This window comes from Bradyrhizobium sp. AZCC 2230 (assembly GCF_036924495.1).
In the GTDB taxonomy this organism is placed as follows: domain Bacteria; phylum Pseudomonadota; class Alphaproteobacteria; order Rhizobiales; family Xanthobacteraceae; genus Bradyrhizobium; species Bradyrhizobium rifense.
In genome coordinates, this window is sequence record NZ_JAZHRS010000001.1 from 6,357,323 (window position 1) to 6,380,848 (window position 23,526).

At 64.1% G+C, this 23,526-nt stretch carries 24 protein-coding genes, 1 tRNA gene and 1 pseudogene; 15 read left to right on the top strand and 11 right to left on the bottom strand.

Features of this window, described 5'->3' with window-relative positions:
- Positions 1-82: 82 nt before the first annotated feature.
- Entirely contained in the window at positions 83-1,165 is a 1,083-nt protein-coding gene (gene pheS, locus V1280_RS30485; RefSeq protein ID WP_334533035.1) for a phenylalanine--tRNA ligase subunit alpha, read from the bottom strand.
- 151 nt (positions 1,166-1,316) lie between these two features.
- Between pheS and V1280_RS30490 the strand changes: the two genes are divergently transcribed.
- The gene (locus V1280_RS30490; RefSeq protein WP_334533038.1) at positions 1,317-1,730 is read left to right on the top strand and encodes a hypothetical protein; all 414 of its coding nucleotides are present in this window, start codon (positions 1,317-1,319) and stop codon (positions 1,728-1,730) included.
- 8 nt (positions 1,731-1,738) lie between these two features.
- Here V1280_RS30490 and rplT read toward each other — a convergent pair whose 3' ends face one another.
- Complete coding sequence (gene rplT / locus V1280_RS30495) at positions 1,739-2,098, bottom strand: 50S ribosomal protein L20 (RefSeq protein ID WP_212301949.1); 360 nt, start codon at positions 2,096-2,098, stop codon at positions 1,739-1,741.
- An 80-nt stretch (positions 2,099-2,178) separates the two neighbouring features.
- Positions 2,179-2,379: a 50S ribosomal protein L35 gene (gene rpmI, locus V1280_RS30500; RefSeq protein WP_007598540.1), complete on the bottom strand. Its 201-nt coding sequence runs from the start codon at positions 2,377-2,379 to the stop codon at positions 2,179-2,181.
- A gap of 276 nt (positions 2,380-2,655) precedes the next feature.
- Between rpmI and V1280_RS30505 the strand changes: the two genes are divergently transcribed.
- The gene (locus V1280_RS30505) at positions 2,656-3,054 is read left to right on the top strand and encodes a hypothetical protein (RefSeq protein ID WP_334533045.1); all 399 of its coding nucleotides are present in this window, start codon (positions 2,656-2,658) and stop codon (positions 3,052-3,054) included.
- A gap of 240 nt (positions 3,055-3,294) precedes the next feature.
- On the opposite strand, the gene infC is transcribed toward V1280_RS30505, so the two are convergent.
- Entirely contained in the window at positions 3,295-3,834 is a 540-nt protein-coding gene (gene infC, locus V1280_RS30510) for a translation initiation factor IF-3 (protein ID WP_084293167.1), read from the bottom strand.
- 253 nt (positions 3,835-4,087) lie between these two features.
- On the opposite strand from infC, the gene V1280_RS30515 reads away from it, so the two are divergent.
- Positions 4,088-4,876 (top strand): alpha/beta hydrolase, encoded by a 789-nt coding sequence (locus V1280_RS30515; protein WP_334533048.1) that lies wholly within the window; start codon positions 4,088-4,090, stop codon positions 4,874-4,876.
- A gap of 146 nt (positions 4,877-5,022) precedes the next feature.
- Positions 5,023-5,493, top strand: a complete 471-nt coding sequence (locus tag V1280_RS30520; protein ID WP_334533051.1) for a nuclear transport factor 2 family protein — start codon at positions 5,023-5,025, stop codon at positions 5,491-5,493.
- A 10-nt stretch (positions 5,494-5,503) separates the two neighbouring features.
- Here V1280_RS30520 and V1280_RS30525 read toward each other — a convergent pair whose 3' ends face one another.
- Genes V1280_RS30525 through V1280_RS30535 form a run of 3 tightly spaced genes read right to left on the bottom strand, consistent with a single transcriptional unit; the run spans position 5,504 to position 8,159 of the window.
- Positions 5,504-6,304 carry an acyl-CoA thioesterase domain-containing protein gene (locus V1280_RS30525; protein ID WP_334533054.1) on the bottom strand — a complete coding sequence of 267 codons (801 nt, stop codon included), beginning with the start codon at positions 6,302-6,304 and terminating at the stop codon, positions 5,504-5,506.
- Between the two features lie 32 nt (positions 6,305-6,336).
- Entirely contained in the window at positions 6,337-7,518 is a 1,182-nt protein-coding gene (queG, locus tag V1280_RS30530; RefSeq protein ID WP_334533057.1) for a tRNA epoxyqueuosine(34) reductase QueG, read from the bottom strand.
- Positions 7,467-8,159 carry a glutathione S-transferase family protein gene (locus tag V1280_RS30535; protein WP_148749048.1) on the bottom strand — a complete coding sequence of 231 codons (693 nt, stop codon included), beginning with the start codon at positions 8,157-8,159 and terminating at the stop codon, positions 7,467-7,469. The genes queG and V1280_RS30535 overlap by 52 nt, the downstream gene beginning before the upstream one ends.
- 169 nt (positions 8,160-8,328) lie before the next feature.
- On the opposite strand from V1280_RS30535, the gene V1280_RS30540 reads away from it, so the two are divergent.
- From V1280_RS30540 to V1280_RS30550, 3 genes are all read left to right on the top strand, one after another.
- Entirely contained in the window at positions 8,329-9,135 is an 807-nt protein-coding gene (locus V1280_RS30540) for an undecaprenyl-diphosphate phosphatase (protein ID WP_334533063.1), read from the top strand.
- Between the two features lie 309 nt (positions 9,136-9,444).
- Positions 9,445-10,776 carry an FAD-binding oxidoreductase gene (locus tag V1280_RS30545; RefSeq protein ID WP_334533066.1) on the top strand — a complete coding sequence of 444 codons (1,332 nt, stop codon included), beginning with the start codon at positions 9,445-9,447 and terminating at the stop codon, positions 10,774-10,776.
- Between the two features lie 3 nt (positions 10,777-10,779).
- A complete protein-coding gene (locus tag V1280_RS30550) occupies positions 10,780-11,520 on the top strand; it encodes an SDR family oxidoreductase (RefSeq protein WP_334533068.1) in 741 nt (246 codons plus the stop codon).
- A gap of 159 nt (positions 11,521-11,679) precedes the next feature.
- Here the strand turns inward: V1280_RS30550 and V1280_RS30555 are convergent, their stop codons facing one another.
- A complete protein-coding gene (locus V1280_RS30555; RefSeq protein ID WP_334533071.1) occupies positions 11,680-12,645 on the bottom strand; it encodes a complex I NDUFA9 subunit family protein in 966 nt (321 codons plus the stop codon).
- Between the two features lie 150 nt (positions 12,646-12,795).
- On the opposite strand from V1280_RS30555, the gene V1280_RS30560 reads away from it, so the two are divergent.
- A tRNA-Leu gene (locus V1280_RS30560) sits at positions 12,796-12,882 on the top strand.
- Positions 12,883-13,153: 271 nt separating this feature from the next.
- Here V1280_RS30560 and V1280_RS30565 read toward each other — a convergent pair.
- Both V1280_RS30565 and V1280_RS30570 read right to left on the bottom strand, forming a co-directional pair.
- Positions 13,154-13,471 (bottom strand): annotated as a pseudogene (locus V1280_RS30565) (MFS transporter); the annotation flags it as partial.
- A 98-nt stretch (positions 13,472-13,569) separates the two neighbouring features.
- Positions 13,570-14,577, bottom strand: a complete 1,008-nt coding sequence (locus tag V1280_RS30570) for a GlxA family transcriptional regulator (protein ID WP_334533074.1) — start codon at positions 14,575-14,577, stop codon at positions 13,570-13,572.
- Between the two features lie 67 nt (positions 14,578-14,644).
- On the opposite strand from V1280_RS30570, the gene V1280_RS30575 reads away from it, so the two are divergent.
- Complete coding sequence (locus tag V1280_RS30575) at positions 14,645-14,971, top strand: NIPSNAP family protein (protein ID WP_334533077.1); 327 nt, start codon at positions 14,645-14,647, stop codon at positions 14,969-14,971.
- 144 nt (positions 14,972-15,115) lie between these two features.
- Here the strand turns inward: V1280_RS30575 and V1280_RS30580 are convergent, their stop codons facing one another.
- The gene (locus V1280_RS30580) at positions 15,116-16,387 is read right to left on the bottom strand and encodes an MFS transporter (RefSeq protein WP_334533079.1); all 1,272 of its coding nucleotides are present in this window, start codon (positions 16,385-16,387) and stop codon (positions 15,116-15,118) included.
- 274 nt (positions 16,388-16,661) lie between these two features.
- Between V1280_RS30580 and V1280_RS30585 the strand changes: the two genes are divergently transcribed.
- The 6 genes from V1280_RS30585 (at position 16,662) to lptB (ending at position 23,472) form a co-directional block, all read left to right on the top strand.
- Positions 16,662-17,987 carry a UbiA family prenyltransferase gene (locus tag V1280_RS30585; protein WP_334533082.1) on the top strand — a complete coding sequence of 442 codons (1,326 nt, stop codon included), beginning with the start codon at positions 16,662-16,664 and terminating at the stop codon, positions 17,985-17,987.
- Positions 17,987-19,729, top strand: a complete 1,743-nt coding sequence (locus V1280_RS30590) for a hypothetical protein (RefSeq protein ID WP_334533085.1) — start codon at positions 17,987-17,989, stop codon at positions 19,727-19,729. The genes V1280_RS30585 and V1280_RS30590 overlap by 1 nt, the downstream gene beginning before the upstream one ends.
- Positions 19,730-19,882: 153 nt before the next feature.
- Positions 19,883-20,497 (top strand): ribonuclease D, encoded by a 615-nt coding sequence (locus V1280_RS30595; RefSeq protein WP_334533088.1) that lies wholly within the window; start codon positions 19,883-19,885, stop codon positions 20,495-20,497.
- 276 nt (positions 20,498-20,773) lie between these two features.
- A complete protein-coding gene (gene lptC / locus V1280_RS30600; protein WP_334533091.1) occupies positions 20,774-21,505 on the top strand; it encodes an LPS export ABC transporter periplasmic protein LptC in 732 nt (243 codons plus the stop codon).
- A gap of 5 nt (positions 21,506-21,510) precedes the next feature.
- Complete coding sequence (locus V1280_RS30605) at positions 21,511-22,242, top strand: LptA/OstA family protein (protein ID WP_334533094.1); 732 nt, start codon at positions 21,511-21,513, stop codon at positions 22,240-22,242.
- Between the two features lie 219 nt (positions 22,243-22,461).
- Positions 22,462-23,472: an LPS export ABC transporter ATP-binding protein gene (gene lptB / locus V1280_RS30610; RefSeq protein WP_334533097.1), complete on the top strand. Its 1,011-nt coding sequence runs from the start codon at positions 22,462-22,464 to the stop codon at positions 23,470-23,472.
- Positions 23,473-23,526 lie beyond the last annotated feature (54 nt).

Sequence of the window (23,526 nt, forward strand, 5' to 3'; positions counted from 1 at the left end):
TTGCGGGGTAGGGAGAGGGAGAGGGCTGTCTCCGCGGAGGGAACGGAGAGAGCATTCGCAAGCCCTTCATTGAGAGCGAGCCTCACGAGCTCAGCCCTCCGGCGAGTGTCGGGACTTCGAGCGGCTTGAAGCCGTAATGGTTGAGCCAGCGGACGTCGCTGTCGAACAGCTGGCGCAGATCGGCGATGCCGTATTTCAGCATGGCGATGCGGTCGATGCCCATGCCCCAGGCGAAGCCCTGGTACTCGTCGGGATCGATGCCGCAGGCGCGCAGCACGTTCGGGTGCACCATGCCGCAGCCGAGAATCTCGAGCCAGTCCTCGCCCTCGCCGAAGCGGATCTCGCCCTTGTCGCGGCGGCACTGGATATCGACTTCCAGCGACGGCTCGGTGAACGGGAAGAACGAGGGACGGAAGCGCATGTTGATGTGGTCGACCTCGAAGAACGCCTTGCAGAACTCGTGCAGGATCCATTTGAGGTGGCCGAGATGCGAGTGCTTGTCGATGACGAGCCCTTCGACCTGGTGGAATTGCGGCGTGTGGGTCGCATCCGAATCGATGCGGTAGGTGCGGCCCGGGCAGATCACGCGGATCGGCGGCTTCTGCGTGAGCATGGTGCGCACCTGCACCGGCGAGGTGTGGGTGCGCAACAGCATGCGCGAGCCGTCTTCCTTCGGATGGAAGAAGAACGTGTCGTGCATCTCGCGCGCCGGATGGCCTTCCGGAAAATTCAGCTTGGTGAAGTTGTAGTCGTCGGTCTCGATGTCAGGGCCTTCGGCGACCGAGAAACCCATGTCGGCGAAGATCGTGGTCAGCTCGTCCCAGACCTGGCTCAGCGGATGGATGCGGCCGGCTTCAGCGGGCGCATCGCGCAGCGGCAAGGTCACGTCGACGGTCTCGGATGCGAGCCGCGCATCGAGCGCCGCGGATTTCAGCAAATCGCGGCGTGCGGCGAGCGCTTCGGTGACCTTGTCCTTGGCCTGGTTGATTGCCGCGCCTCGCGACTTGCGCTCGTCGGGCGACATCTTGCCGAGCGTGGCAAGCAGCGCCGAGATCGAGCCCTTCTTGCCGAGGGCTGCGACGCGCACCGCTTCGAGCGCGGCTTCATCGCCGGCGGCGGCGATCTGGTCGAGGATGGAAGTTTCGAGCGTTGCGAGGTCGGACACAGTCAAATCCTTGCTGCCAAATTCGGCTGGGTTGTCGCCGCCCGAAGGCCGTAACGTCAAGCAAAAAGCCGGTCATTTCGGGCATAGGACCAGCTGGGTTGAACCTCGCGCGGGGGCCGGGCACCAAGGGGGATACGAGGAGACCTTTGCGATGCTTTCGAAATGCTGCCTGGCCGCAGTGGCCATTGTTCTGTCGCTCGCAGGCCACCCGGCGCGCGCCATGGTCTGCATGGACAAATCCATGACGCTGGACGAGGTCGCCGACACCATCAGCGCCCAGAAGAGCTGCGAAAGCGCGATGAAGGTCTTCAGGGATTGCGAACTGACCGCGAGCGGCGACGTCGCGCTCGGTGCCGCCGTGGAGAAGAAATGCGAGGCGGACTTCAAGCCCGGCCTTAGTGCCGCGCAGACACAGGCCTACAAACGCGAGATGCGCGTATGCGACCGCAAGTACCGGAACAAGTCCGGCACCATGTATCTCTCGTTCACGGCATTCTGCTGCGCGGAGGTCGCCCAGCGTTACTCGCAACGCGCGCTGAAGGCTGCGGGCAAGACAGCCCGCTAGCGCAAGCCTCAGGCGGCGAGCGCGGCTTTGGCCTTCTCGGCGATCGCCTGGAACGACGCGGGCTCGTGGATCGCGAGATCCGACAGCACCTTGCGGTCCACGGTGATGCCCGACTTGGCGAGACCGTCGATAAATCGGCTGTAGGTCAGGCCGAACGGACGAACGGCAGCGTTGAGACGCTGGATCCAGAGCGCGCGGAAGGTGCGCTTCTTGCGCTTGCGGTCGCGGAATGCGTACTGCTGGGCCTTCTCCACGGCCGGCTTGGCGGCGCGGATGGTGTTCTTGCGGCGGCCGTAGAAGCCCTTGGCGGCCTTGTAGACTTTCTTGTGCTTGGCGTGGGCGGTCACACCGCGTTTGACGCGAGCCATGACAAATATCCTTCAGAGATGACTTGGTTTTCGGTTTGCCGCGCAAGGCGCGGCAGAGGTGGCAATGATCGTGGACGCGATCAGGCGTTCGGCAAGAAGTACTTCTTGACGTTGTCGCCGTCGGTCTTGAACAGCACAGCGGTGCCGCGAAGCTGACGGATCTGCTTCTTCGTCCGCTTGATCATGCCGTGACGCTTGCTGCGATGAGCGAACATCACTTTGCCGGTGGCAGTCACCTTGAAGCGCTTTTTAGCGCCCGATTTGGTCTTCAGCTTGGGCATTTTGCTCTCCTATGGCCACAACAGAATGCCGCCTGCGAAGGCGGCTGGCCGTCTAAAATGCTCGTTAGAGCGTTGATTGTGCTCAGGTTTTTGCGAACAAGCGCGAAAACCCGCACGAAACACCGCCACGGCAGCCCTTAATCAGCCGGGCGATGAAGGTCGGCCTTATGACAGAGGACGAGCCAATTGGCAACGATGAACCGCCAGAACCTGCCCGCCGACTATTGGGGGTTGCCGCCCCATCGTTCACGCTGTCCCGTCCGGAGCAGGACCAAAATGGCCCATTTTTCCCAATCGATTTTGTCTGTCGTCGCCCGTCCGCGCACTCTGGCGCTGTTCGCCGTGCTTGCTGCCACCGCCGTTCCGTCGATGGCCGATGCCCGCATCGGCGGCTATGACGGGGTCTGGAATGTCATCTTCGCCACCACCCGCGGCAATTGCAGCTCGGGCTACAGCGTCCCCTTCACCGTCACCGGCAGCCGGGTGTCGTCCGCCGGCGGCGGCCGGGTGTCCGGCACGGTCAATCGTGGCGGTGCCGTCGCGGTCCAGGTCTCGGTCGGTGCTTCGCATGCCAGCGGCGGCGGCCGGCTCGGCGGCGCGGCCGGTGCAGGCTCCTGGCGGGGCATCATTTCCGGAGACCAGTGCAGCGGCACCTGGCAGGCATCGCGGACTTAGTCTAGGCGCCAAGCGCTAGGTGCGCTCCCTCCCCCGCCTGCGGGGGAGGGTCGGGGAGAGGGTTTCTCCGCGGGCGAGAACCCCCAAGAGGAGAAAGCCCTCACCCGCGTCGCTGCGCGACACGACCTCTCCCGCAAGCGGGAGAGGTGCAGTGGAGCTCGGGGCTACACCTAGAATAAACAAAACGGCCCGCCGGAGATCCGGACGGGCCGTTGAACTTTCAGTCCCGAAGAGCTGCGCTCAGCGCGGCGCCAGGACCATGACGACCTGACGGCCCTCGAACCGGGCGTCCTGCTCGACCTTGGCGAGCTCGGCGACATCGGTTTTGATCTTGTCCAGCAGCTTGGTGCCGATCTCCTGGTGCGCCATTTCGCGGCCGCGATAGCGCAGGGTGATCTTGACCTTGTCGCCCTCTTCGAAGAACCGCAGCATCGCGCGCATCTTCACGTCATAGTCGTGATCGTCGATCATCGGACGGAGCTTGATCTCCTTGATCTCGACGGTCTTCTGACGCTTGCGGGCCTCGGCGGCTTTCTTCTGGGCGGAATACTTATACTTCCCGTAGTCCATGATCTTGCAGACGGGAGGGCTGACATTTGGCGAAATCTCGACCAGATCCATGCCGGCTTCCTGGGCCATCTTGATGGCAAGCATCGTCTCGACGGTGCCTTTGTTGTCACCCGTCTGATCGATCAGCTGGATCTGCGCATTGCGAATATCATCATTGATGCGCGGCCCGTCTTTGCTGGCAACGGGCGGGGCTCTATTGGGACGGCGAATGGGTGGTTCTCCAAAGTTGTGGAAGGAAGCGGCTACTTTGCAGGAAGATGCGTTTGCCGGCAAGCAACTCGCTCCTGCGGGGAGCGAAAAACCCTCAAATGCGAGGCATTTTGGTCACGCCCATCGGCACGGTGCTCGACATAGACACCTTGCACCTGTTCCGCAAGCGTCCCAAAGGGTCGATACCAATATAGGGTTGCTTCGCGGGAATGCGCCCGGACAGCTCAAACCCCACAGCCAGAGTAAACGTTCCATGACCCCAGCAATTCCCGATGCCGTGCTCAACTTTGTCGAATTGGGCGAGGGTCCGTCAATGCGCCGGATCGCGGTGCGCAGCCGCGCCGGACAAGGGCCCGGTCTGGTCTGGCTCGGCGGCTTCAAGTCGGACATGCAGGGCGGCAAGGCGGCGGCGCTCGACGGCTGGGCCGGCGAGCATGGCCGCGCCGCGGTCCGGTTCGACTATTCCGGCCATGGCGAATCCAGCGGCGATTTCGCCGACGGAACCATCGGAAGCTGGCTCGAGGACAGCGTCGCGGTGTTCGAGCGGTTCTGCACCGGTCCGCAGATCCTGATCGGTTCCTCCATGGGCGGCTGGATGGCGCTGCTGCTCGCACGCGAGATCAGGAAGCGTTCGGGAACGGCGTCGCTCGCAGGCCTGGTGCTGATCGCGCCCGCGCCCGATTTCACTGAAGAGCTGATGTGGAAGAACTTTTCGCCCGAGGTGAAGCAAGAGATCGAGACCAAGGGGTTTTGGCTGCGGCCGTCCGAATATGGTGACGGCACGCCCTATCCGATCACGCGCAAGCTGATCGAGGAGGGACGCAACCATCTCGTGCTCGGCAGCGCCATCGATCTCGGCTGCCCCGTCCGAATTCTGCAAGGCGCCCAGGATCCCGACGTGCCGTGGCAGCACGCGTTTGCGCTGACGCATCGCCTGCCGGCCGACGATGTCGTGCTGACCATGATCCAGGACGGCGATCACCGCCTGTCGCGCCCGCAAGACATCGCGCGCATTCTTGCCGCGGTGGCGGAGATCGGGTGAAGTGTCGCTAAGCACTCGGTGTCATCGCCCGACTTGATCGGGCGATCCAGTATTCCAGAGACGGTCGTGCTTCAGCCGAGAAGTCTCGGCGTATTGGATGCCCCGCCTTCGCGGGGCATGACGGAGGAGAGGAAGGAGAAACGCCAATGACAACCACCACCGCCATGCTGCGCGCGTTCTGCGACGCCGTCGAACAGCGCAACGGCCGTGCCTTCGCCGATCTCTTCACCGAGGACGGCGTCTATCACGACGTGTTCTATGGCGCGTTTACGGGCCGCGACAAGATCGCCGCGATGGTCGACGACTTCTTTTATCGCACGGCGACGGATTTCCGCTGGGACATGCATGATCCCGTCAGCAACGGCACCACGCTCTATGCGCGCTACACCTTCAGCTACAAGTCGACCCTGCCGGAAGCGAACGGCGCGCGGGCGATGTTCGAGGGCGTTGCGATCATGACGCTGCGCGACGGCAAGATCGTCAGCTACCACGAAGTCGCCAACACCGCGCCGGCGTTCGTCGATCTGAAGTTCGCGCCGGAGCGGATCGCGAAGATCGTCGGCAAGCAGGGCGCGGAGCTGAAGGCGCGGGCGGAGATGAAGCGGCATCTGGCGTGACGACGGAGGACTACGGCGGCGGCGACGGCTTCGCCATCGGCTTGCGTTGCGCAAGTGCTGCCACCGTCGCGGTGCCGATCGGGCCCTGCTCGTCGTAGAGCCAGCATTCGCCGATCGCGACGCCGTCGGTGGCCTGGTGATTGACAACATCAAAACCGATCCAGTTCGTCACCGGCAGGCGGTGCAGATAGATCGTCACGTCGCTGTTGATGTAGCCGAGCCCTTTGTCGCCAGCATTGGCAAACGGGCTTGCGAAATCGGCGCCAGTGGCGACGTGGACGAACGGCGTCATCGGCACGCCCGCAACGAGCTCACGGACTTCGCTCATCCAGAGTCGGCGCGCACCCAGCGAACCCATGTGGCCGATGATCGGCCGTGTCGTCCATTTGCCGTTCATGCCGAGCCGCGGATCGGTCGGCTTCGGGATGTCGTCCGGCTTCGGCACGTCCCAGTTCGGCGGCGACCAGACATTGCCATCAGGATTTTGTGTCCGCCGCAACAGCTGGCACGAGGCGCGCGCCATGCTGACGCCGCCGGAGACAAACTCCGCCTCGATCACGCGGATGCGCAGGCCGTCGCGCACCAGACGCGTCGTCACCTCGATCGGCTTGTCGATGGTCGGCAGCCGAAACATGTCGACAGTCAACCGCGCCGGCACGAATTCAGGCCCGGAATGGCGCTCCTCGATGGCGAAGCCGAGCAGGCCGATGATGACGCGTCCGTGCAGCGATTTCGGATCCCACGGGCCATTGGCCACTTCCGTCGGATGGAATGTGTCGCCGTCGCGGGTGAAGAAAGGCATGTTTGTCATGACGCGCGACTTTGCGGGAACGCTCAGGGAAATCAAGTCTGGGAAACAGCCCGCCATTCCTCGCAAACGCTCTCGTCGCACTCGCCGCCAAGCGCTGCAGCCTTGGCCGCTTCAAACTCTTCCCGCCCGACCAACTGCCCCAACGCCCACACCGCGGCTCCCCGCACAAGCGGGCTGGTATCATCGAGCAATCGCCGCGCCTCGTCCGCCAAAGCTGCGTCACCCGAGTTACCAATCGCAATCAGCACGTTCCGCAAGAAGCGATCGCGACCGATCCGCTTCACCGGTGACTTCGTGAACAGCGCGCGGAATGCGGCGTCGTCGAGCCGTGACAGTTCAGCAAGACCCGGCGCACGCAATTCATCGCGCGCGGCGAGCTTGGCCTCGCGGCCCTCTTGCGCAAATTTGTTCCAGGGGCACGCCGCGAGGCAGTCATCGCAGCCATAGATGCGGTTGCCGATGGCTTTGCGAAATTCCTGCGGGATCGGCCCCTTGGTCTCGATGGTGAGATAGGAGATGCAGCGCCGCGCATCGAGCTTGTAGGGCGCGGGGAACGCCGCGGTCGGGCAGATGTCGAGACACGCCTGGCACGAGCCGCAATGATCGATCTCGGCGCCGTCGCGCGGCAAGTCGAGCGTGGTGTAGATCGCGCCGAGAAACAGCCACGAGCCAAATTCGCGCGAGACCAGATTGGTGTGCTTGCCCTGCCAGCCCAAATGGGCCGCCTGCGCGAGCGGCTTCTCCATCACCGCCGCGGTGTCGACGAACACCTTCACTTCCGACGGCGCGGTCGCGACCAGCCAGCGCGCCAGCGCCTTCAGCCGCTTCTTGATGAGGTCGTGATAGTCGTCGCCCTGCGCATAGACCGAGATCGCCGCGCGCGTGCGCTCTCGCAGGATCGCGAGCGGATCCTGGTCGGGGCCATAATTGACGCCGAGCATGATCACCGAGCGCACGTCAGCCCATAGCCCGCGCGGATCGACGCGGCGCTCCGGCTGGTTCGCGAGCCAGTCCATGTCGCCATGGCCGCCGGAGGCGATGAATTCGAGGAAATGCTGTCCGGCGTTTTCGATCGTACCCGGCTCGGTGATCCCGATGCAATCGAAGCCGAGCGCGCGCGCCTCGCGCGCGAGCGCCGCCTTCAGTTCAGTCGGATCGGAGTTCAGAAATCCAGGTCCACGTAGGTCCGCGACGCCGGCACGCCCGCCAGCCATTCGCTCAGCAGCGGACGGAACGACGGGCGGGATTTCACCCGCGCGTACCACGCCTTTGCTGCGTCGTCCTCGCTCCATGGCACGTCGCCCAGATAGTCGATCGCCGAGAGATGCGCCGCGGCGGCGAAATCCGCGTAGGTGGGCCGGTCGCCGGCGAGGAAGTTACGGGTCTGCGCCAGCCAGCCGATATAGGCGAGATGATAGCGCACGTTGGCCTTGGCGGCGCGCATCACGTCGGGTGAGGGCGGCCCGCCGCCATTCTCCTCGCTCATGAAGCGCTTGTAGATGCGCTCGGTGACGAGCGGGTGGGAGACTTCCTCGAAGAATTTTTCGTTGAACCAGGCCATCAGCCGGCGCACCTCGACCCGCTCGGCGATCGTCTCCGGCATCAGGCGCTTCGGGCCCATCTCGGCGCCATAGGCCTCATCGAGATACTCGGCAATGATGGCCGCGCCGGGGATCGGCGGCTGTTCGTCGTCCACCAGCACCGGCGTCGTGCCGGCCGCATTGAGCAGCAGAAATGCCTCGCGCCGTTCCCAGCTGCGCTCCTCGGCCAGCTTCAGTTCGAGCCCGTATTCGCCCGCGATCAGGCGGATGAAACGCGAATGCGGACAGAACGGATGATGAAACAGCGTAAACATGAACCCTTTGACTATTTGATGGTGCTTAAGAATCCATCAATGTTTGTGCGGCGCCACACTAGTCATTCAAAACCGCGAAGCAAGGGTGCGATGCCGCATTTTGCGATTGCGGGAAAGAGGCGAATGGGCGAGAAGAGCCCCGCTTTTCCAGCGGAAATGGACCGTAAATATGTCAGATGCAATACGGGCAGTAATCCTCGGCATCATCGAGGGTGTGACCGAGTTCCTTCCGGTCTCCTCGACCGGCCACCTGCTGCTAGCGGAGCGTTTCTTCGGTCTCGGCGAAGGCGCTTTCTGGGATTCGTTTACGGTTCTGATCCAGCTCGGCGCGATCCTCGCGATCGTCGTGCTGTACTTCAAGAAATTGTGGGACGTCGCGATCGGCATGTTCACCGGCGATGCCTATGCGCGCCGCTTCGTGATCGGCGTGCTGGTGGCGTTCCTGCCGGCTGTCATCGTCGGTCTCGTCGCCGGCAAATATATCAAGAGCATGCTGTTCAATCCCTGGGTCGTGTGCTTCTCGCTGATCGTGGGCGGCGCCATCCTGTTGTGGGTCGATCGGCTCGATCTCAAGGCGCGCGAGCACGACGCCACCAAGTTCCCGCTGATGATGTATCTCTATATCGGCATCGCCCAGTGCATCGCGATGATCCCGGGTGTGTCGCGTTCCGGTGCCAGCATCGTCGCCGCGATGTTTTTGGGCGCCGACAAGCGCGCGGCGGCGGAGTTCTCGTTCTTCCTCGCCATCCCCACCATGATCGGTGCGTTCGCCTATGATTTCTACAAGAACCGCTCCGAGATGACGATGGACCACATGGGCATCGTCGCGATCGGCTTCGTGGTGTCGTTCATCACCGCGATCATCGTGGTGAAGGCGTTCCTCGGATACGTCACCCGCCACGGCTTCGTGGTGTTCGCCTGGTGGCGCGTCATCGTCGGCACGCTCGGCCTGATCGCGCTGGCGCTCGGCCATTAACTTCTGACAATTTCTGACTGAGATCAGTGCCGGCCGATGCGCTCGACTTACCTCTCCCGTAGGGAGAGGTCGGATTGCATCGAAGATGCGATCCGGGTGAGGGGTTCTGGTCTCACTGGGTGCCGCGGCCCCTCACCCGGATTGCTCAGGCGCGCAATTGCGCGCCAAAGCAATCCGACCTCTCCCCGCTGGGGAGAGGTGGACACCGGCGCCAACTGCCGCGCACTCGCAAACGCCCCTCAACGTAAAATAAGCTTTTGACCGGTAGGCAGTGTCCGGAGCGGGGTGGCCCGCTGGCGGAGCTGAACGATGACCCTCGTCAGCGGCTGGGGGCGCTTCCCGGTCGTCGATAGCGAAGTGCTGCGGCCGCGGTCGTTCGAGGCCGTGGGTGCGGCTGTCGCTGCCGTGACCGGCTCTGTCGCCCGGGGCAACGGCCGCGCCTATGGCGATGCCGCGATCGGCGCGGTCAGGACGATCGGGATGATCGGGTTCGACCGGGTCAGGTCGTTCGACCCGGCAACTGGCCGCATCCGGCTCGAAGCCGGCGTGCTGCTGTCCGACCTGATCGACACCTTCGGCCGGCGCGGCTTCCTGCCGTTCGTGGTTCCCGGCACGCGGTTCGTCTCGGTCGGTGGCGCCATCGCGGCCGATGTGCATGGCAAGAACCATCATGGCGAGGGCGGCTTTGGCCGCTATGTCGACAGCATCTTGCTGCGCACCGGCGCGGGCGAGACCATCGAGGTCTCGCGCGAACAAAATTCCGATGCCTTCTTCGCAACCGTCGGCGGCATGGGTCTCACCGGCGTGATCCTCGAGGCCACGATGCGGCTGCGCGCGATCGAGACCGGCTGGATCCGCGAGCGCGTGATCTCCGCATCCGATCTCGACGCTGCGATGCGCGCGCTAGACACCGGCGATTCCGCGACCTATTCGGTGGCGTGGATTGATTGCGCAGCGCGAGGGCGCGACCTCGGCCGCTCGCTGATCTATCTCGGTGAGCACGCAGCGGCCAGCGAGCTTGCCGAGGGCGCCGATCGCTTTCCCATCGGCAAAAATCCCGGGCTCGCCGTGCCGATTGATCTGCCGTCGATGACGCTCAATCGCGTCAGCATCCGCGCCTTCAACGAGCTCTACTATCGCATGGGCGTCAGGCGCGCCGGCGGCGACCATGTGGTCTCGCTCTATCCGTATTTCTTTCCGCTCGACAGCATCGCTGACTGGAATCGAATCTACGGACGACGCGGCTTCCTCCAGCATCAATGCGTGATCCCGGAAGCCAATGCACGCGCCGTGCTCGCTGACATCCTCGATCGTGTCTCGAAGCGCGGTGATGCGTCGTTTCTCGCGGTGCTGAAGAAGCTCGGCCACGGCGACGGCCTGCTGTCGTTTCCGCTGCCCGGCTACACGCTGGCGCTGGATTTCCCGGTGAAGGGCGACATCCTGAATTTCCTCGACGAGATCGACCGTCTGGTCGTCGCCGCCGGCGGCCGGCTTTATCTTGCCAAGGATGCGCGGCAGTCGCGCGCGACGTTCGAGGCCGGCTATCCCGCACTATCGCGCTTCAACGCGATCCGCAAATCGCTCGATCCCGCCAAAAACATCCGCTCAAAGCTTTCACAACGCCTGTTCGATGAGGTTTAAACCGTGACATCACGCAAGACCGTTCTGGTGCTCGGTGGCTCCTCCGATATCGGCCGCGCCGCGGCGCGCGCCTTTGCCAAGGCCGGCTACGATGTCGGCCTCGCCGGCCGCGATGCCGCCGCGCTCGAGCCTGACGCCGCCGATCTGCGCGCGCGCTACACTATCGAAGCGAGCACATGGACATTCGACGTGCTTGACACCGCCTCGTTCGACGGCTTCGTCGCCGGCCTTCCGGTGTTGCCCGACGTCGTCGTCTCGATCGTCGGCCTGCTGGGCGTGCAGCCAAATGCCGAGAGCGACCTCGCGCACGCCACCACGATCATGCGCTCGAACTACGAAGGCCCGTCGCTGATCCTCGGCCTGTTCGCCGAAAAATTCTTAGGCCGCGGCAATGGCACGATTGTCGGCGTGTCGTCGGTGGCAGGCGATCGCGGCCGCGCCTCGAACTATGTCTACGGCTCGGCGAAAGCCGGCTTCTCCGCCTTCCTGTCGGGCCTGCGCGCCCGCGCCAGCCGCGGCGGCGTCCACGTCGTCACCGTGAAACCCGGCTTCGTCCGCACCAAGATGACGGAAGGCATGAAGCTGATCGGCCCGCTCACCGTCGACTCGCCTGTCGTAGGTGATGCGATCCTCAGCGCCGTCGAGAAGAAGACGGATGTCGTCTATGTCAGCGGCAAATGGCGTCTCGTGATGCTCATCATCAAGACGCTGCCCGAGGCGGTGTTCAAGAAGCTGAAGTTCTGAGGTTGCTGCGGCAACCGCGGTGAAGGTGCCCTCCCTCTCCCGCTTGCGGGGGAGGGCTGGGGTGGGGGTATCTCCGCGGGCGAGAACCCCCTAGAGGAGAAAGCCCTCACCCGCCGCTACGCGGCGACCTCTCCCGCAAGCGGGAGAGGTGAAACCAACTCACGCGCTCTTGCGCTGGAACTGGCCCTGCGGGCGAAAACGCCAGAGATATTGCGGCGCGATCGCTTCCAGCGAATCCGCCGTGATGCCGAGGCCTTCCAGCGTCAGCCCCGCGGTCTTCGCCGCATCCGACACGACATTGTCGCGCTCGAGCAGCATCACCTGGTCCGGCGTCAGCTTCAGCGCGCCCGGCGCGAATTGCAGGAAGTTGGCCTGGAGGCGGGCGAGGCCGAACGACAGCGGCACCAGCCTCGGCTTGCGATCGGCGATCTCGACAATGGCCTCGATGATCTCGCGCATGGTCAGCACCTCCGGCCCGCCGAGCTCGTAGGTCGCGCCCGCCTTGGCCTTGCCGTCGACGGCGTCGGCAATCGCGGTGGCGACGTCGCCGACATAGACCGGCTGCATCTTCGTCGCGCCGCCGATCAGCGGCAGCACCGGCGACATCCGCGCCAGCGACGCGAAGCGGTTGGTGAACTGGTCCTCGGGGCCGAACATCACGGAGGGGCGGAAGATCGTGGCCGACGGCACCGCAGCCGTCACTGCCGCCTCGCCGGCCGCCTTGGCCTTGGCATAGCGCGATGGTGATTCGGCATCGGCGCCGATCGCCGAGACGTGGATCAGCCTTGCGCCGACGGCGGCCGCCGCCTTGGCGACGGTATCGGCGCCCTTGGCTTGGACGGCGTCGAAGGTCTGCCCGCCGCCCTCGGTGAGGATGCCGACCAGATTGATCACGACATCCGAATCGCGCACCGCCGCCTCGACCGAGGCCGGATAGCGCAGATTGGCCTGGATGGTGTGGACCTGCCCGACCTTGCCGGAGGGCTGGAGGTATCCGGCGAGTTCCGGCCGCCGCACCGCGACCCGGACCCGGTAGTCCCGCCGGCACAGCGCGCGGACGACATTCCGGCCCAAAAACCCCGATCCGCCGAAAACCGTGACGAGAGTTTCCAGATTCGATGTCATGGGAATTGTCCTGGGTCAGATTCTGCAGGAAGAGTGCGTGTTATCAGGCTTGTATCGGCCCGGTTTGCAATGCGCAATCGGTAAGCCGAACCATGAATTGACAACGGCGTCACTGAACCGTAGTAACCGCCTCCGTGCCCCAAACGGCATGCCCAGGTGGTGGAATTGGTAGACGCGCTGGCTTCAGGTGCCAGTGGCTTAACGGCCGTGAAGGTTCGAGTCCTTTCCTGGGCACCATTTTAGGTTGGTGCGACCCTTATTCGGCGGGCGCCACCTTGAAGACAATCTAGTCTTTCGGGCTCTTTGACGGATCACGTCTGTCGGCCTTGCTGGCCAATCTCGCCTCCAGTCGGTCAAAAACCTCGGAACTCGGCTTCACCCGACCCGTCTCGGCGTCATCGAACCCGCGTGCGATCGCGGCGTCTAGCGCAGCCAGCTTTGTGGAAAGGTTTTCAAGGGCTTCGCCCGAGTCCGCTCGTCTCGTCATGCTGCTTCTCCTCCAGCCCCCTCACACCACCCGCTTCCCCGCCTGCTCCGCCACCGACTTCTGCACAAAATACATCGCGACCAGCGTGACGATCGTCGTTGTGACGACGACGTAGCCGATCCGCTCGAAATGCAGCAGCGAGCCGTCCGGTTGCTGCGAGATGATCGCGGCCGCCAGCACCGAGCCGAGGCCGCCGGAGAGCTGCTGCAGCGAGGCGCTGACTGCGCTGAACGAGCCGCGCTGGCTTTGATCGGGGATCGCCGACATCACCGCCTGCGACGGGATCATGCGCGAGAAGATGCCGATGAACAGCGGCACGTTGACGGTGATCGCGGTCACCGCGCAGTCACGACAACACTCGCGCCGTCCAGGACTGTTGGCGAATATCCCGGAGTCGACATTCATTCACGTGGTCCGGTCAGCAGCACAACACACGGCTATCCGATGTCACGTAATGTACGCGAGGTCAGACCGTAGAATTTCAGATGAACCCGATTCATCTGCTCGACTGACCCGAAGCCGCATCTGGCCGCAACCGCCTTGAGTGGCAAAGTCGAGGTCCGAAGATGGTGACGTGCCGTATCGGCACGAAGCCGTTTGACCGTCTCGGCAGGCGGCACACCGATCAACGTTCGATATTTGCGTGCGAATGTTCGCTCGCTCATGCCCGCCTGAGCCGCAAGCTCAGGAACGCGTAGGTCGCGGCTGATATTGCCCAACATCCACTGGTGAAGCTCCCTAAAGGCTCCAGCCTTGTCATGGTCAATAGTTTCGATAAATTCGCTGAATTGCGACTGGCTGCCTGGTCGCTTGACGTATAGGACCATCCACTTGGCCGTGACTGCGGCGGCCGCTTCGCCGTGGTCATTCGCAACGAGCGCGAGGGCGAGGTCGATGCCGGCGCTTACGCCTGCGGAACTCCAGATTTTGCCGTCACGCACATAGAGGGCATCGCGGTCGACCGTGACATCGCGGAAGTTCCGCTGGAGATTGTCGCAATCGACCCAGTGCGTTGTCGCTCGCTTGCCGGCAAGCAAGCCGGCCCGCGCAAGCACGAGTGCACCGTTGCAAACGGAGCAAATCCGCTCCGCCTCGTCCATGTGGCTCCGCAACCAGCCGATCAGAAGGGGATCGCGCGACGCCGCTTCGACGCCCTTTCCTCCAACCACCATAACCGTTGTTCCGGGCATCAACGCGGACGGCAAAGGCTCGGCATCGATCGCCAGTGACAAGGAGCCCTTTACTCCCTTGGGACCGGACGACACGACCGAGACCCGGTAATCGATCGGCAGCCCTGTTGCGGCATCCCGCGCATGTTCGCTCGCCGAAAGGAACACCTGCATCGGGCCGGCGAGATCGAGCACTTGGAAGCCCTCAAAGGCCAGGAAGACAATATGCCGAGGGGTTGCCGAGGCCGGCGTGAGCATTGGCAGGAAATACGACAAGTATGGCAAATATGCCAGTCGCAATCGGCGTAACTCGGATGAGTTTTAAACCAAGCGAGGATGACAGATGATCTACGAGTTGCGCACCTACCACACCCTGCCGGGCCGGATGCCGGCACTGCTGAAGCGCTTTGAGACGCGGACACTGAAGATCTGGGAGCGACTGGGCATTCGCCAGCTTGGCTTTTGGCGCACCACGGTCGGACCGTCACACCTAGAGCTCGTCTACATCCTTGCCTGGGACTCACTCGCGGAGCGGGAGCGTCTTTGGGGTGCCTTCGTAACGGATCCCGAATGGCTGGAGGCAGCCGCGGCCTCGGAGGTCGACGGGCCAATCCTCGCGAATATCTCGAACTCTTTCATGAGCCCAACAAGCTTTTCGGCCCTGCAATAAGAGAGGACCTTGGCGGACCAGCAACGTCGTCGCGACGAGGAATTTGCACGCCAGATGGAGCGCAACGCTGTGGGCTACGGGACGGCGATCCCTGGATCGCCGCCGCCAGGATATCTGAGCTGGCCAAATCGGCCTTGTCAGCCCTCAGACCACGCTCCTCCCGGCCCGCTCCGCCACCGACTTCTGCACAAAATACATCGCGACCAGCGTGATGATCGTCGTCGTGACGACGACATAGCCGATCCGCTCGAAATGGAGCAGCGAACCGTCCGGTTGTTGCGAGATGATCGCAGCCGCAAGCACCGAGCCGAGCCCGCCGGAGAACTGCTGGAGCGAGGCGCTGACCGCGCTGAACGAGCCGCGCTGGCTCTGATCGGGGATTGCCGAGATCAGCGCCTGCGACGGGATCATGCGCGAGAAGATACCGACGAACATCAGGACGTTGACGATGATCGCGGTCACCAGCGAGACGTGGCCGAGATGGGTGTAGATCAGCACCATGATCACGGTCATGGCGCAGCCGAACACGAAGGTCGGATATTTGCCGAAGGCGTCGCTGGCGCGGCCGACCAGCGGGCCCGTGACGATGCTGAACAGGCCGGAGACCAGATAGATCGTCGGCAGATGCACGATGTCGATGCCGATATTGTTGACGGTGAAGGCGCTGGAATACGGCATCAGCATGTAGCCGCCCGTCGCCAGCAATGTCGTGACCGCGAAGGCCAGCGTGTAGCGCGGTTCGCCGATGGTCGCGACCAGATGGTGGAACGGGTTCTTGTCCTGCTTCAGCTTCAGATGCGCATCGACCGGCTCCATGGCGAAGGCGATGACGGCGATGGCCAGGATCGAGAGGCCGATGATCGCAAAGAAGCAGACATGCCAGCTCCAGTGATTGGCGAGAAACAGTCCGGCCGGAACGCCCAGCACCTGGCTCGCGGCGAACGCCGTCTGGACGAATCCCATCACGCGTCCGCGCAAGTGCAGCGGAAACAGATCGGTGACAATGGCCAGCACGATCGAGCCGATCACGCCGCCGAACAATCCGGTCACGATCCGGCCGAGCAGCAGCACGTGGTAGTTCTGCGCCAGCGCGCAGAGCAACGTTCCGAGCGTGAAGCCGACATAGAAGAACAGCAGCAGCCGCTTGCGGTCGAAGCGGTCGGCAAAGCCGGCGGCAAGGATACCCGATAGTCCGGCGCTGAACGCATAGGCCGACACCGCGACGCCGAATTGCCCGGCGGTGATGTTGAGCGCGGGCATCAGGATGGCGCCGAGCGGCGACATGATGATGAAGTCGAGGATGATCGTGAACTGAGCGAAGGCGAGCAGCGCCACGAGGAGTGACTGGTAGCGCGAAAAGCCGCGCTGGCGTTCCTGCTGATCGTCGATCGGCGCGGCGAGCGTCTGGTCTGTCATGGCACCTGATGTGTGGTGAGAAGCTGGGCTCAGATAGGGTGGGCGTGGGCGATTTCCACGGGCGCGAGGCCCAAGTTCCGCTGGTATATCGCGCGCGCGCCGGATTGTGGGATCCCTGCAACAGCCTGGCGGCGGACCTTCCAGCCGCGTTCGGCTGGCCGAATTAAGCCGCCCTTAGCGAATGCTCCCTAGGCTCGCGGCCGTCCATTTTCCTGCTCCCCGGCCTCCCCAGCCCTTGGGCCGGCCGTGTCGCAGTCAGTCAGAGCGTTTTCGGATGGAGCAGCCCGTCAGGCAGTACGATCGGAGTGAGGCCGCGCCGCAGACCATGTCTGCGCCGGGGCGCACCCTCGTCATCGATCTCGAAGGCGCGCTGCTGCGCTCGGAGCTGCTGATGGAGGCGCTGTTCTCTGCCCCTGCGCGCATGCTGGCCCGCTTCGGCGCAGGCGGACGTGCCGGCATGGCGGCACTCACGGATATTCTGGCGCGCGCCGAGCTCGACTACGCCCACCTTCCCTATGATGCCGATGTGCTGAACCAGGCGCTGATGGCGCGGGCGCGCGGCGCGAAGATTTATCTCGCCGCCGGCCGCTTCGCCGATCATGCCGCGGGCATCGCCGCCCACCTCGGTTTTGACGGCGTCGTGGCGCCCGCCGATCTTGCTGCGGGCGACAATCTGCCGTTCGATCGCGCTGCGATCGAGCGCATCGAGCCCCGAAGCCGCGCCCGCGCGAGCCTGAAGACCTGGGCGAAGGCGCTGCGGGTCTATCAATACGCCAAGAACACGCTGGTGTTCGTGCCCGTCATCACCGCGCATCAGGTGAATCTTGCGACGCTGGGCACCACGCTGCTGGCGTTCCTGGCGTTCTCGGCCTGTGCGTCGGGCGCCTATCTGATGAACGATCTGCTCGACCTCGCCGCCGACCGCCAGCATCCGACCAAGCGCCATCGCGCGCTTGCGGCGGGCGACTTGCCGATCTCGTCGGCGCTATCGGCAATCCCCGTGCTGTGGGCGTTCGCCGTTGCCGCCAGCCTCTGCATCTCCTTGACCTTCCTCGGCGTGCTCGCCGCCTATCTCGCCACCACCATCGCCTATTCGCTCGTGCTCAAGCGCAAGATGCTGGTCGATGTCGTCACGCTCGCCGGGCTTTATTCCTTGCGCATCGGCGCGGGCGCAGTCGCGGCCGGCGTCATGCTGTCGGAATGGCTGATGGTGTTCTCGCTGTTCGTGTTCACCTCGCTCGCGCTGATCAAGCGCTTCAGCGAGCTCAGTATGCGCGAGGGTGCAGGGCTCTCCGATCCGTCAAACCGCGACTACCGCATCAGCGATCTGCAAATCATCGCCGCGATGGCGGCCGCGAGTGCCATGAACGCGGTGACGGTGTTCGCGCTCTATGTCTCGTCCTCCGCGGTGACGCCGCTCTACAGCCATCCCTGGATGCTCTGGCTGCTCGCTCCCTTGCTGCTCTACTGGTTCGGCCGGGCCCTGATGATCGCGCATCGCCGCGAGATGCCCGACGATCCCATCATCTACGCCTTCCGGGACGGCGCGAGCCGCATCACCGTGGCGGCGATGGTCTGCATCATGCTGGCGGCGATCTGATGAGCCTGGCGACGTCGAGCCTGGGTGCGGCGAGCCGGAAGAGCTTGCTGGCGCTCTCGCCTGCGATCGTCGATACGCTGGTGATTGCTGCGTTCGCGGCCGTGGTGTCCCTGCTGCGCACCGGCTTCGTCTTCGGCATCGAGAACAATTTGTTCCATTTCCCGATTGTCGCCGGTCTCGGCAACGAGCCGCAGTTTCACGATGACGCCTTCATCCAGTCGCTGCGCTATTTCGCCTCCGGCGTCTGGATCCTGCTGAACGACACGCAGAAGGATGTGGGGCGGACCGAAGTGCTGTTCTTCGTCCTGAATTATCTGTCGCGCCTGTTGTCCTTTGTCGGCTTCCTGTGCTGCGCCTCGCTGCTCGGCGTCGTCACGCGGCGCGACAAGATCGTCTTCAGCCTGATCCTGTGCGCGATCGCGTTCCTCGACGGTTACAGCCGGGCCGGCGGCATGGGCGGACTGTTCGTGAACTATTTCACGCATTCCGAGATCGCCAACGGCACCGTCCTGCTCGCAATCTATTTCGCGGCACGACGATGGTTCATGTCGGCGGCCATTGCCTGCGGTGTCACCTTCTTCGTCAATGCCTTCGTTGCCGTCTGGCTGGCGCCGCTGCTGGTTCTCGTCGCGGCCACCTCGATGCTTCGAGGCGAGACGACGCTGCGGACGGTCTGTTGGCGGACCCTCGCCGGGCTCGTGATCTCGCTCCCCTTTGCCTATCCGGTCCTGCATGCCGTGCTCGGCAATCCCGAGTTCGGCAAGCCGCCAGGCTTCGACTATCCGGCCTATCTCCGTGAATATTATGCCGGCCATTCGCTGATCACGGCGGTCGATCTCGACAACATCCTCGTGATGGTCGCGGTGATCGCTGCCGGCGCCGCCGCGTTTGCGTGGTTCGGCGCCCGGGCGCGCGCGTTGCAGGCGGCCTATCTCGGCGCGGTCCTGGTCTATGCGGCCGGTATCGTCATTCCATTCGTCTCCGGCGCGAATCTCGTTCTCAATCTTCAGCTGCTGCGTTCGGGCACGCAGATCTATCTGTTGGCCGGACTTGCCGTGGCGGCGCTCGCGACCAACTGGCTGAGCCGCGACCGTGCGATCGCCTTCCTCCCGGGATGCCTGATGCTGCTTTGCCTTGGCATCAACGGCATCGCAATCGCGCTCGTCGTTCCGCTGGTTGTGGGCGTGGTCCTGGCCACGGGCTCGAAGCGATCCGTGACGGACGACGCGCCCGCCTCGCATCGCCGGTTCGGCTATGCGGCGTTGGCGCTGGCGGGTCTGGTGCTATGGCGGCTTGCGGTCTGGCAGGACGTCGCCCTCAACCGCCTCTTCAACGATGCGGTCGGTGAGTGGAAGGACGTCGGCAATTGGGCGAGCGCCACGACACGGACCGATGCGATCTTCCTGCCGCCGCCCCATCGCCCGGAAACCACGACGGCGGATCCCGCGGACCTCGCGCTCGCACGGGCGATCATCTTCGAATTCGTGGCGCATCGCCGCATCTGGGTCGACTACAAGCGCGGGGCCGCCGCGATGTGGACGCCGTCCTACTACCGGATCTGGCACGAGCGGATGACCGAGACGGAGGCGCTGGAGTCCCACGCCGCACGATTGGCCTATGCCGCGGGGCACGGCATCGGTTACGTCGTCGATCGCTGCGAGACATTGTCCTCGCAGCGGGACGTGGTGTTCCGGACCAGACGGCTCTGCGTCTCGGCCGCCGAACGCGCGCCGGCCGGTTGAAATACGGCCCCGATGCTTGCGCCGGCCGTGGCCAGCAGCTACATCGCGGCGCGCAAGGCTGCTGGCGGATCTTCGACCCGGCCGGCCCTCGCCAGTTGCCGCTTCAGGCATTAATTTGATCCAGCGCCGATTCGATTGAGGGTTTGAAACGCCATGACCGTACGCCTGCATCGCGGCGACCTGCCTGACCTCACCCGCTACACCGGTGCGGTGGCGATCGACACCGAGACCATGGGGCTGAACCCGCACCGCGACCGGCTCTGCGTGGTCCAGCTCTCGCCCGGTGACGGCAGCGCCGACGTCGTGCAGATCCCCAAGGGCCACACCGACGCGCCGAACCTGAAGGCCCTGCTCGCCAATCCCGCCATCACGAAAATCTTCCATTTTGCGCGGTTCGACGTCGCGGTGCTGTACCAGAGCTTCGGCGTGATGACCGGGCCGATCTACTGCACCAAGATCGCCTCCCGCCTGACCCGCACCTATACCGACCGCCATGGTCTCAAGGACCTCGTGCGCGAGGTGCTCAATGTCGACCTCTCCAAGCAGCAGCAATCCAGCGACTGGGGTTCCGACAGCCTGACCGAGCCGCAGCTCGCCTACGCCGCCTCCGACGTACTGCACCTGCACGCCCTGCGTGAGCGGCTCGACGCGATACTGGTGCGGGAGGGCCGCACCCAGCTGGCCAAGGCCTGTTTCGACTTCCTGCCGACCCGTGCCCTGCTCGACCTCCAGGGCTGGGAGGAAGAGGACATTTTCGCGCATTCCTGATGGGTGCTTAACCTCTCCCGCTTGCGGGAGAGGTCGCGCCGAAGGCGCGGGTGAGGGTTTTCTCCTCTAGGGGACTGTCCCATTGCGGTGACACCCTCTCCCCAGCCCTCTCCCGCAAGCGGGAGAGGGAGAGACGATCGCCCCGTTTCGGACACTTTCGTAACGGCCTGTCCAAAGCTGATATGCTCAAGGCTGCATATTCCCGAGGTCGCGGGTACAATGGGGCGCCCTCGATTGGAGCCTTCTGACCAGGCAAGCGATGCCCCCGGAGCAGCGGTGAACTCGGCCCAGTTTTCCACCTACGACGCCGCGCTTGCGGCGAAGTTTGCCACCGCGGCGCGCCACAGCCGCCTGGTGCGGATTCTGCGCATCGCGGTGCCGGTGACGGTGGTTCTCTCCATGGCCTCGATCGTCGCGGTCTCGACCTTCCTCAACCCCTTCTCCATGATCCCCGTGAAGGTCGATTCCGGAAACCTCGTGGTCTCCGGCACCAAGATCACGATGGAATCGCCGCATATGTCCGGCTTCAACCCGGACCAGCGGCCCTATGAGCTCTGGGCCAAGACCGCAACGCAGGACATCACCGATCCCGATCACGTCGATCTCGCCGATCTGCGCGCGAAGCTGCTGATGGAAGACCAGTCGACCATGTTCCTCGATGCCCGCACCGGCCGCTTCGACAACAAGCAGCAGCAGCTCGATCTGCACAAGGACATCTTCCTGCGCACTTCGACCGGCTATGAGGCGCGGCTGAACTCAGCCTTCGTCGACATGGCCAAGGGCACGGTCTCCTCCGATGACCATGTCGACGTCAAGCTGACCAACGGCACGCTCACCGCCGATCGCTTGCGCATCACCGAAGGCGGCGACGTCATCCGCTTCGAAGGCAATGTCGTGATGCATCTGGACAAGATCAGCACGGATGACGCTGCGCCCGTGCCGGTCGAGCAGCCCGCGCCCGCGCCGCCGCCTGTGAAGTCCAAGAACAAATCTTCGAACTCAAAGTGATTTTCATGGCTCTTTTTTTTCCGCGCAACGACAGCAAGCGTCGCGCCATCGTCGCGGCGATCGCGCTTGGCGGCGCGGCGCTGATTGCGACCGGTGCCGCCGTTGCGCAAAGCACGATGCAAGGCGTGCCCAATGCGATGCAGGGCTTTTCGCAGAATCGCGATCAGCCGATCCAGATCGAAGCCGCCTCGCTCGAGATGCGCGACAAGAAAAAGGAAGCGACCTTCTCGGGCAATGTGAAGGTCGTGCAGGGCGACACCACCATGACCTCGAAGACGCTGGTGGTGTTCTACGAATCCAGCAGCGACAAGGCGGCCGCGCCGCAGCCGGCAACTGGGCAAACCGCACCCGCAAAGGGCCAGAAGGGGGCGCCAATACAGTCGGCGACGCCGGGGCCGGGCGGCGCCTCCTCGATCAAGCGGCTGGAAGCGCGCGGCAATGTCGTCGTCACCCAGAAGGACCAGGTGGTGACCGGCGAGACCGCGGTGTTCGACACCAAGACCAACCTCATCACCATGCTCGGCGGCGTGGTGCTGACGCAGTGCCAGAACGTGCTGCGCGGCGACCGCCTCATGGTCGACATGACCACCGGCGTCTCCCGGGTGGAATCCGACAGCGGCAAGGTGCAGGGCCTGTTCATCCAGACCCAGGGCGGCGCGAACGGCAAATGCGGAACGCCGGTGGCCCCCGGCGCGGGCTCGCCTTTGCAGCTGCCCGGTTCAGGTAAACAAAAGTAAATTCAATAGCTTGGCTCAGATGCGGCCGATCCGAGGTTGAAGCTTGCCCGGCGAGACTGTATCTAGCGCAGGGCTTTCGAAGCGGGGTCCGCCGCTTTTCGGGCGTGTTTCACTGGGCATGAGACATCCCTACATTCATGCTGCGTCGGCGAAGCAAGAGGCCGGCGCGGCAGACCGCGCGACTACCGCGCAGGATCCGTAGCAGGCTAGAAGGCGGGGATGGTCGATCTATTCAGCATGTTCCGTCGGCGCCCCGCCAAGCGCGGCCGGCCAGGATTTGCCCGTGACATCACCGCGCTCGGTGACAGTGTCGGCGGCCTGGTGGCGAGCCCGGTGCGGGACGCGCCGCCGATTGCCCGTGACCAGCCCGTGCAGGCCTCGGACCCCTATGGCGTCGAGGCCCCGCTGCGGGCGCGTCAGCCGGCGGCTCAACCGCCCAAAGCCAGGCCTGCCAACAAGCCCGCTGCCAAGTCCAACGGCTCGGGCGGGCCGCAACTCCTCAAGCGGCCGGGCTTCCTGGCTGTGCATAGCGTGGAAAAGAGTTTTGGTAGCCGCCAGGTCGTGCGCGGCGTCAGCATCTATGTACGGCGTGGCGAAGCCGTCGGTCTGCTCGGCCCGAACGGTGCCGGCAAGACCACCGTGTTCTACATGATCACCGGCCTGATCAAGGCCGATCGCGGCGCGATCGAGCTCGACGGTCACGACGTCACCAAGCTGCCGATGTATCAGCGCGCGCGGCTCGGCATCGGCTATCTGCCGCAGGAAGCCTCGATCTTCCGCGGCCTCACCGTCGAGCAGAACATTCGCGCCGTGCTCGAAGTGGTCGAGCCCTCGCGCAAGAAGCGCGAGCAGCAGCTCGACTCCCTGCTCGACGAATTCAACATCACGCGCCTGCGGAAATCGCCGTCGATTGCGCTGTCCGGCGGCGAGCGTCGCCGCGTCGAGATCGCGCGTGCGCTCGCAACGCGTCCGAACTACATGCTGCTCGACGAGCCCTTCGCCGGCATCGATCCGATTGCGGTCGGCGACATTCAGGACCTGGTTCGCCATCTCACCAATCGCGGCATCGGCGTGCTGATCACCGACCACAATGTGCGCGAGACGCTCGGCCTCACCGACCGCGCCTACATCGTCTATGCCGGTGAGATCTTGACTGAGGGAAGCCCGGACGAGATCGTCGCCGATCCGGATGTTCGCCGCCTTTACCTTGGCGAGGAATTCCGCCTCTAGCCTTTTTTTCCTTTTCGTCAAGGCGTGTACATCAGGCCAGGACTAAGATAAGCA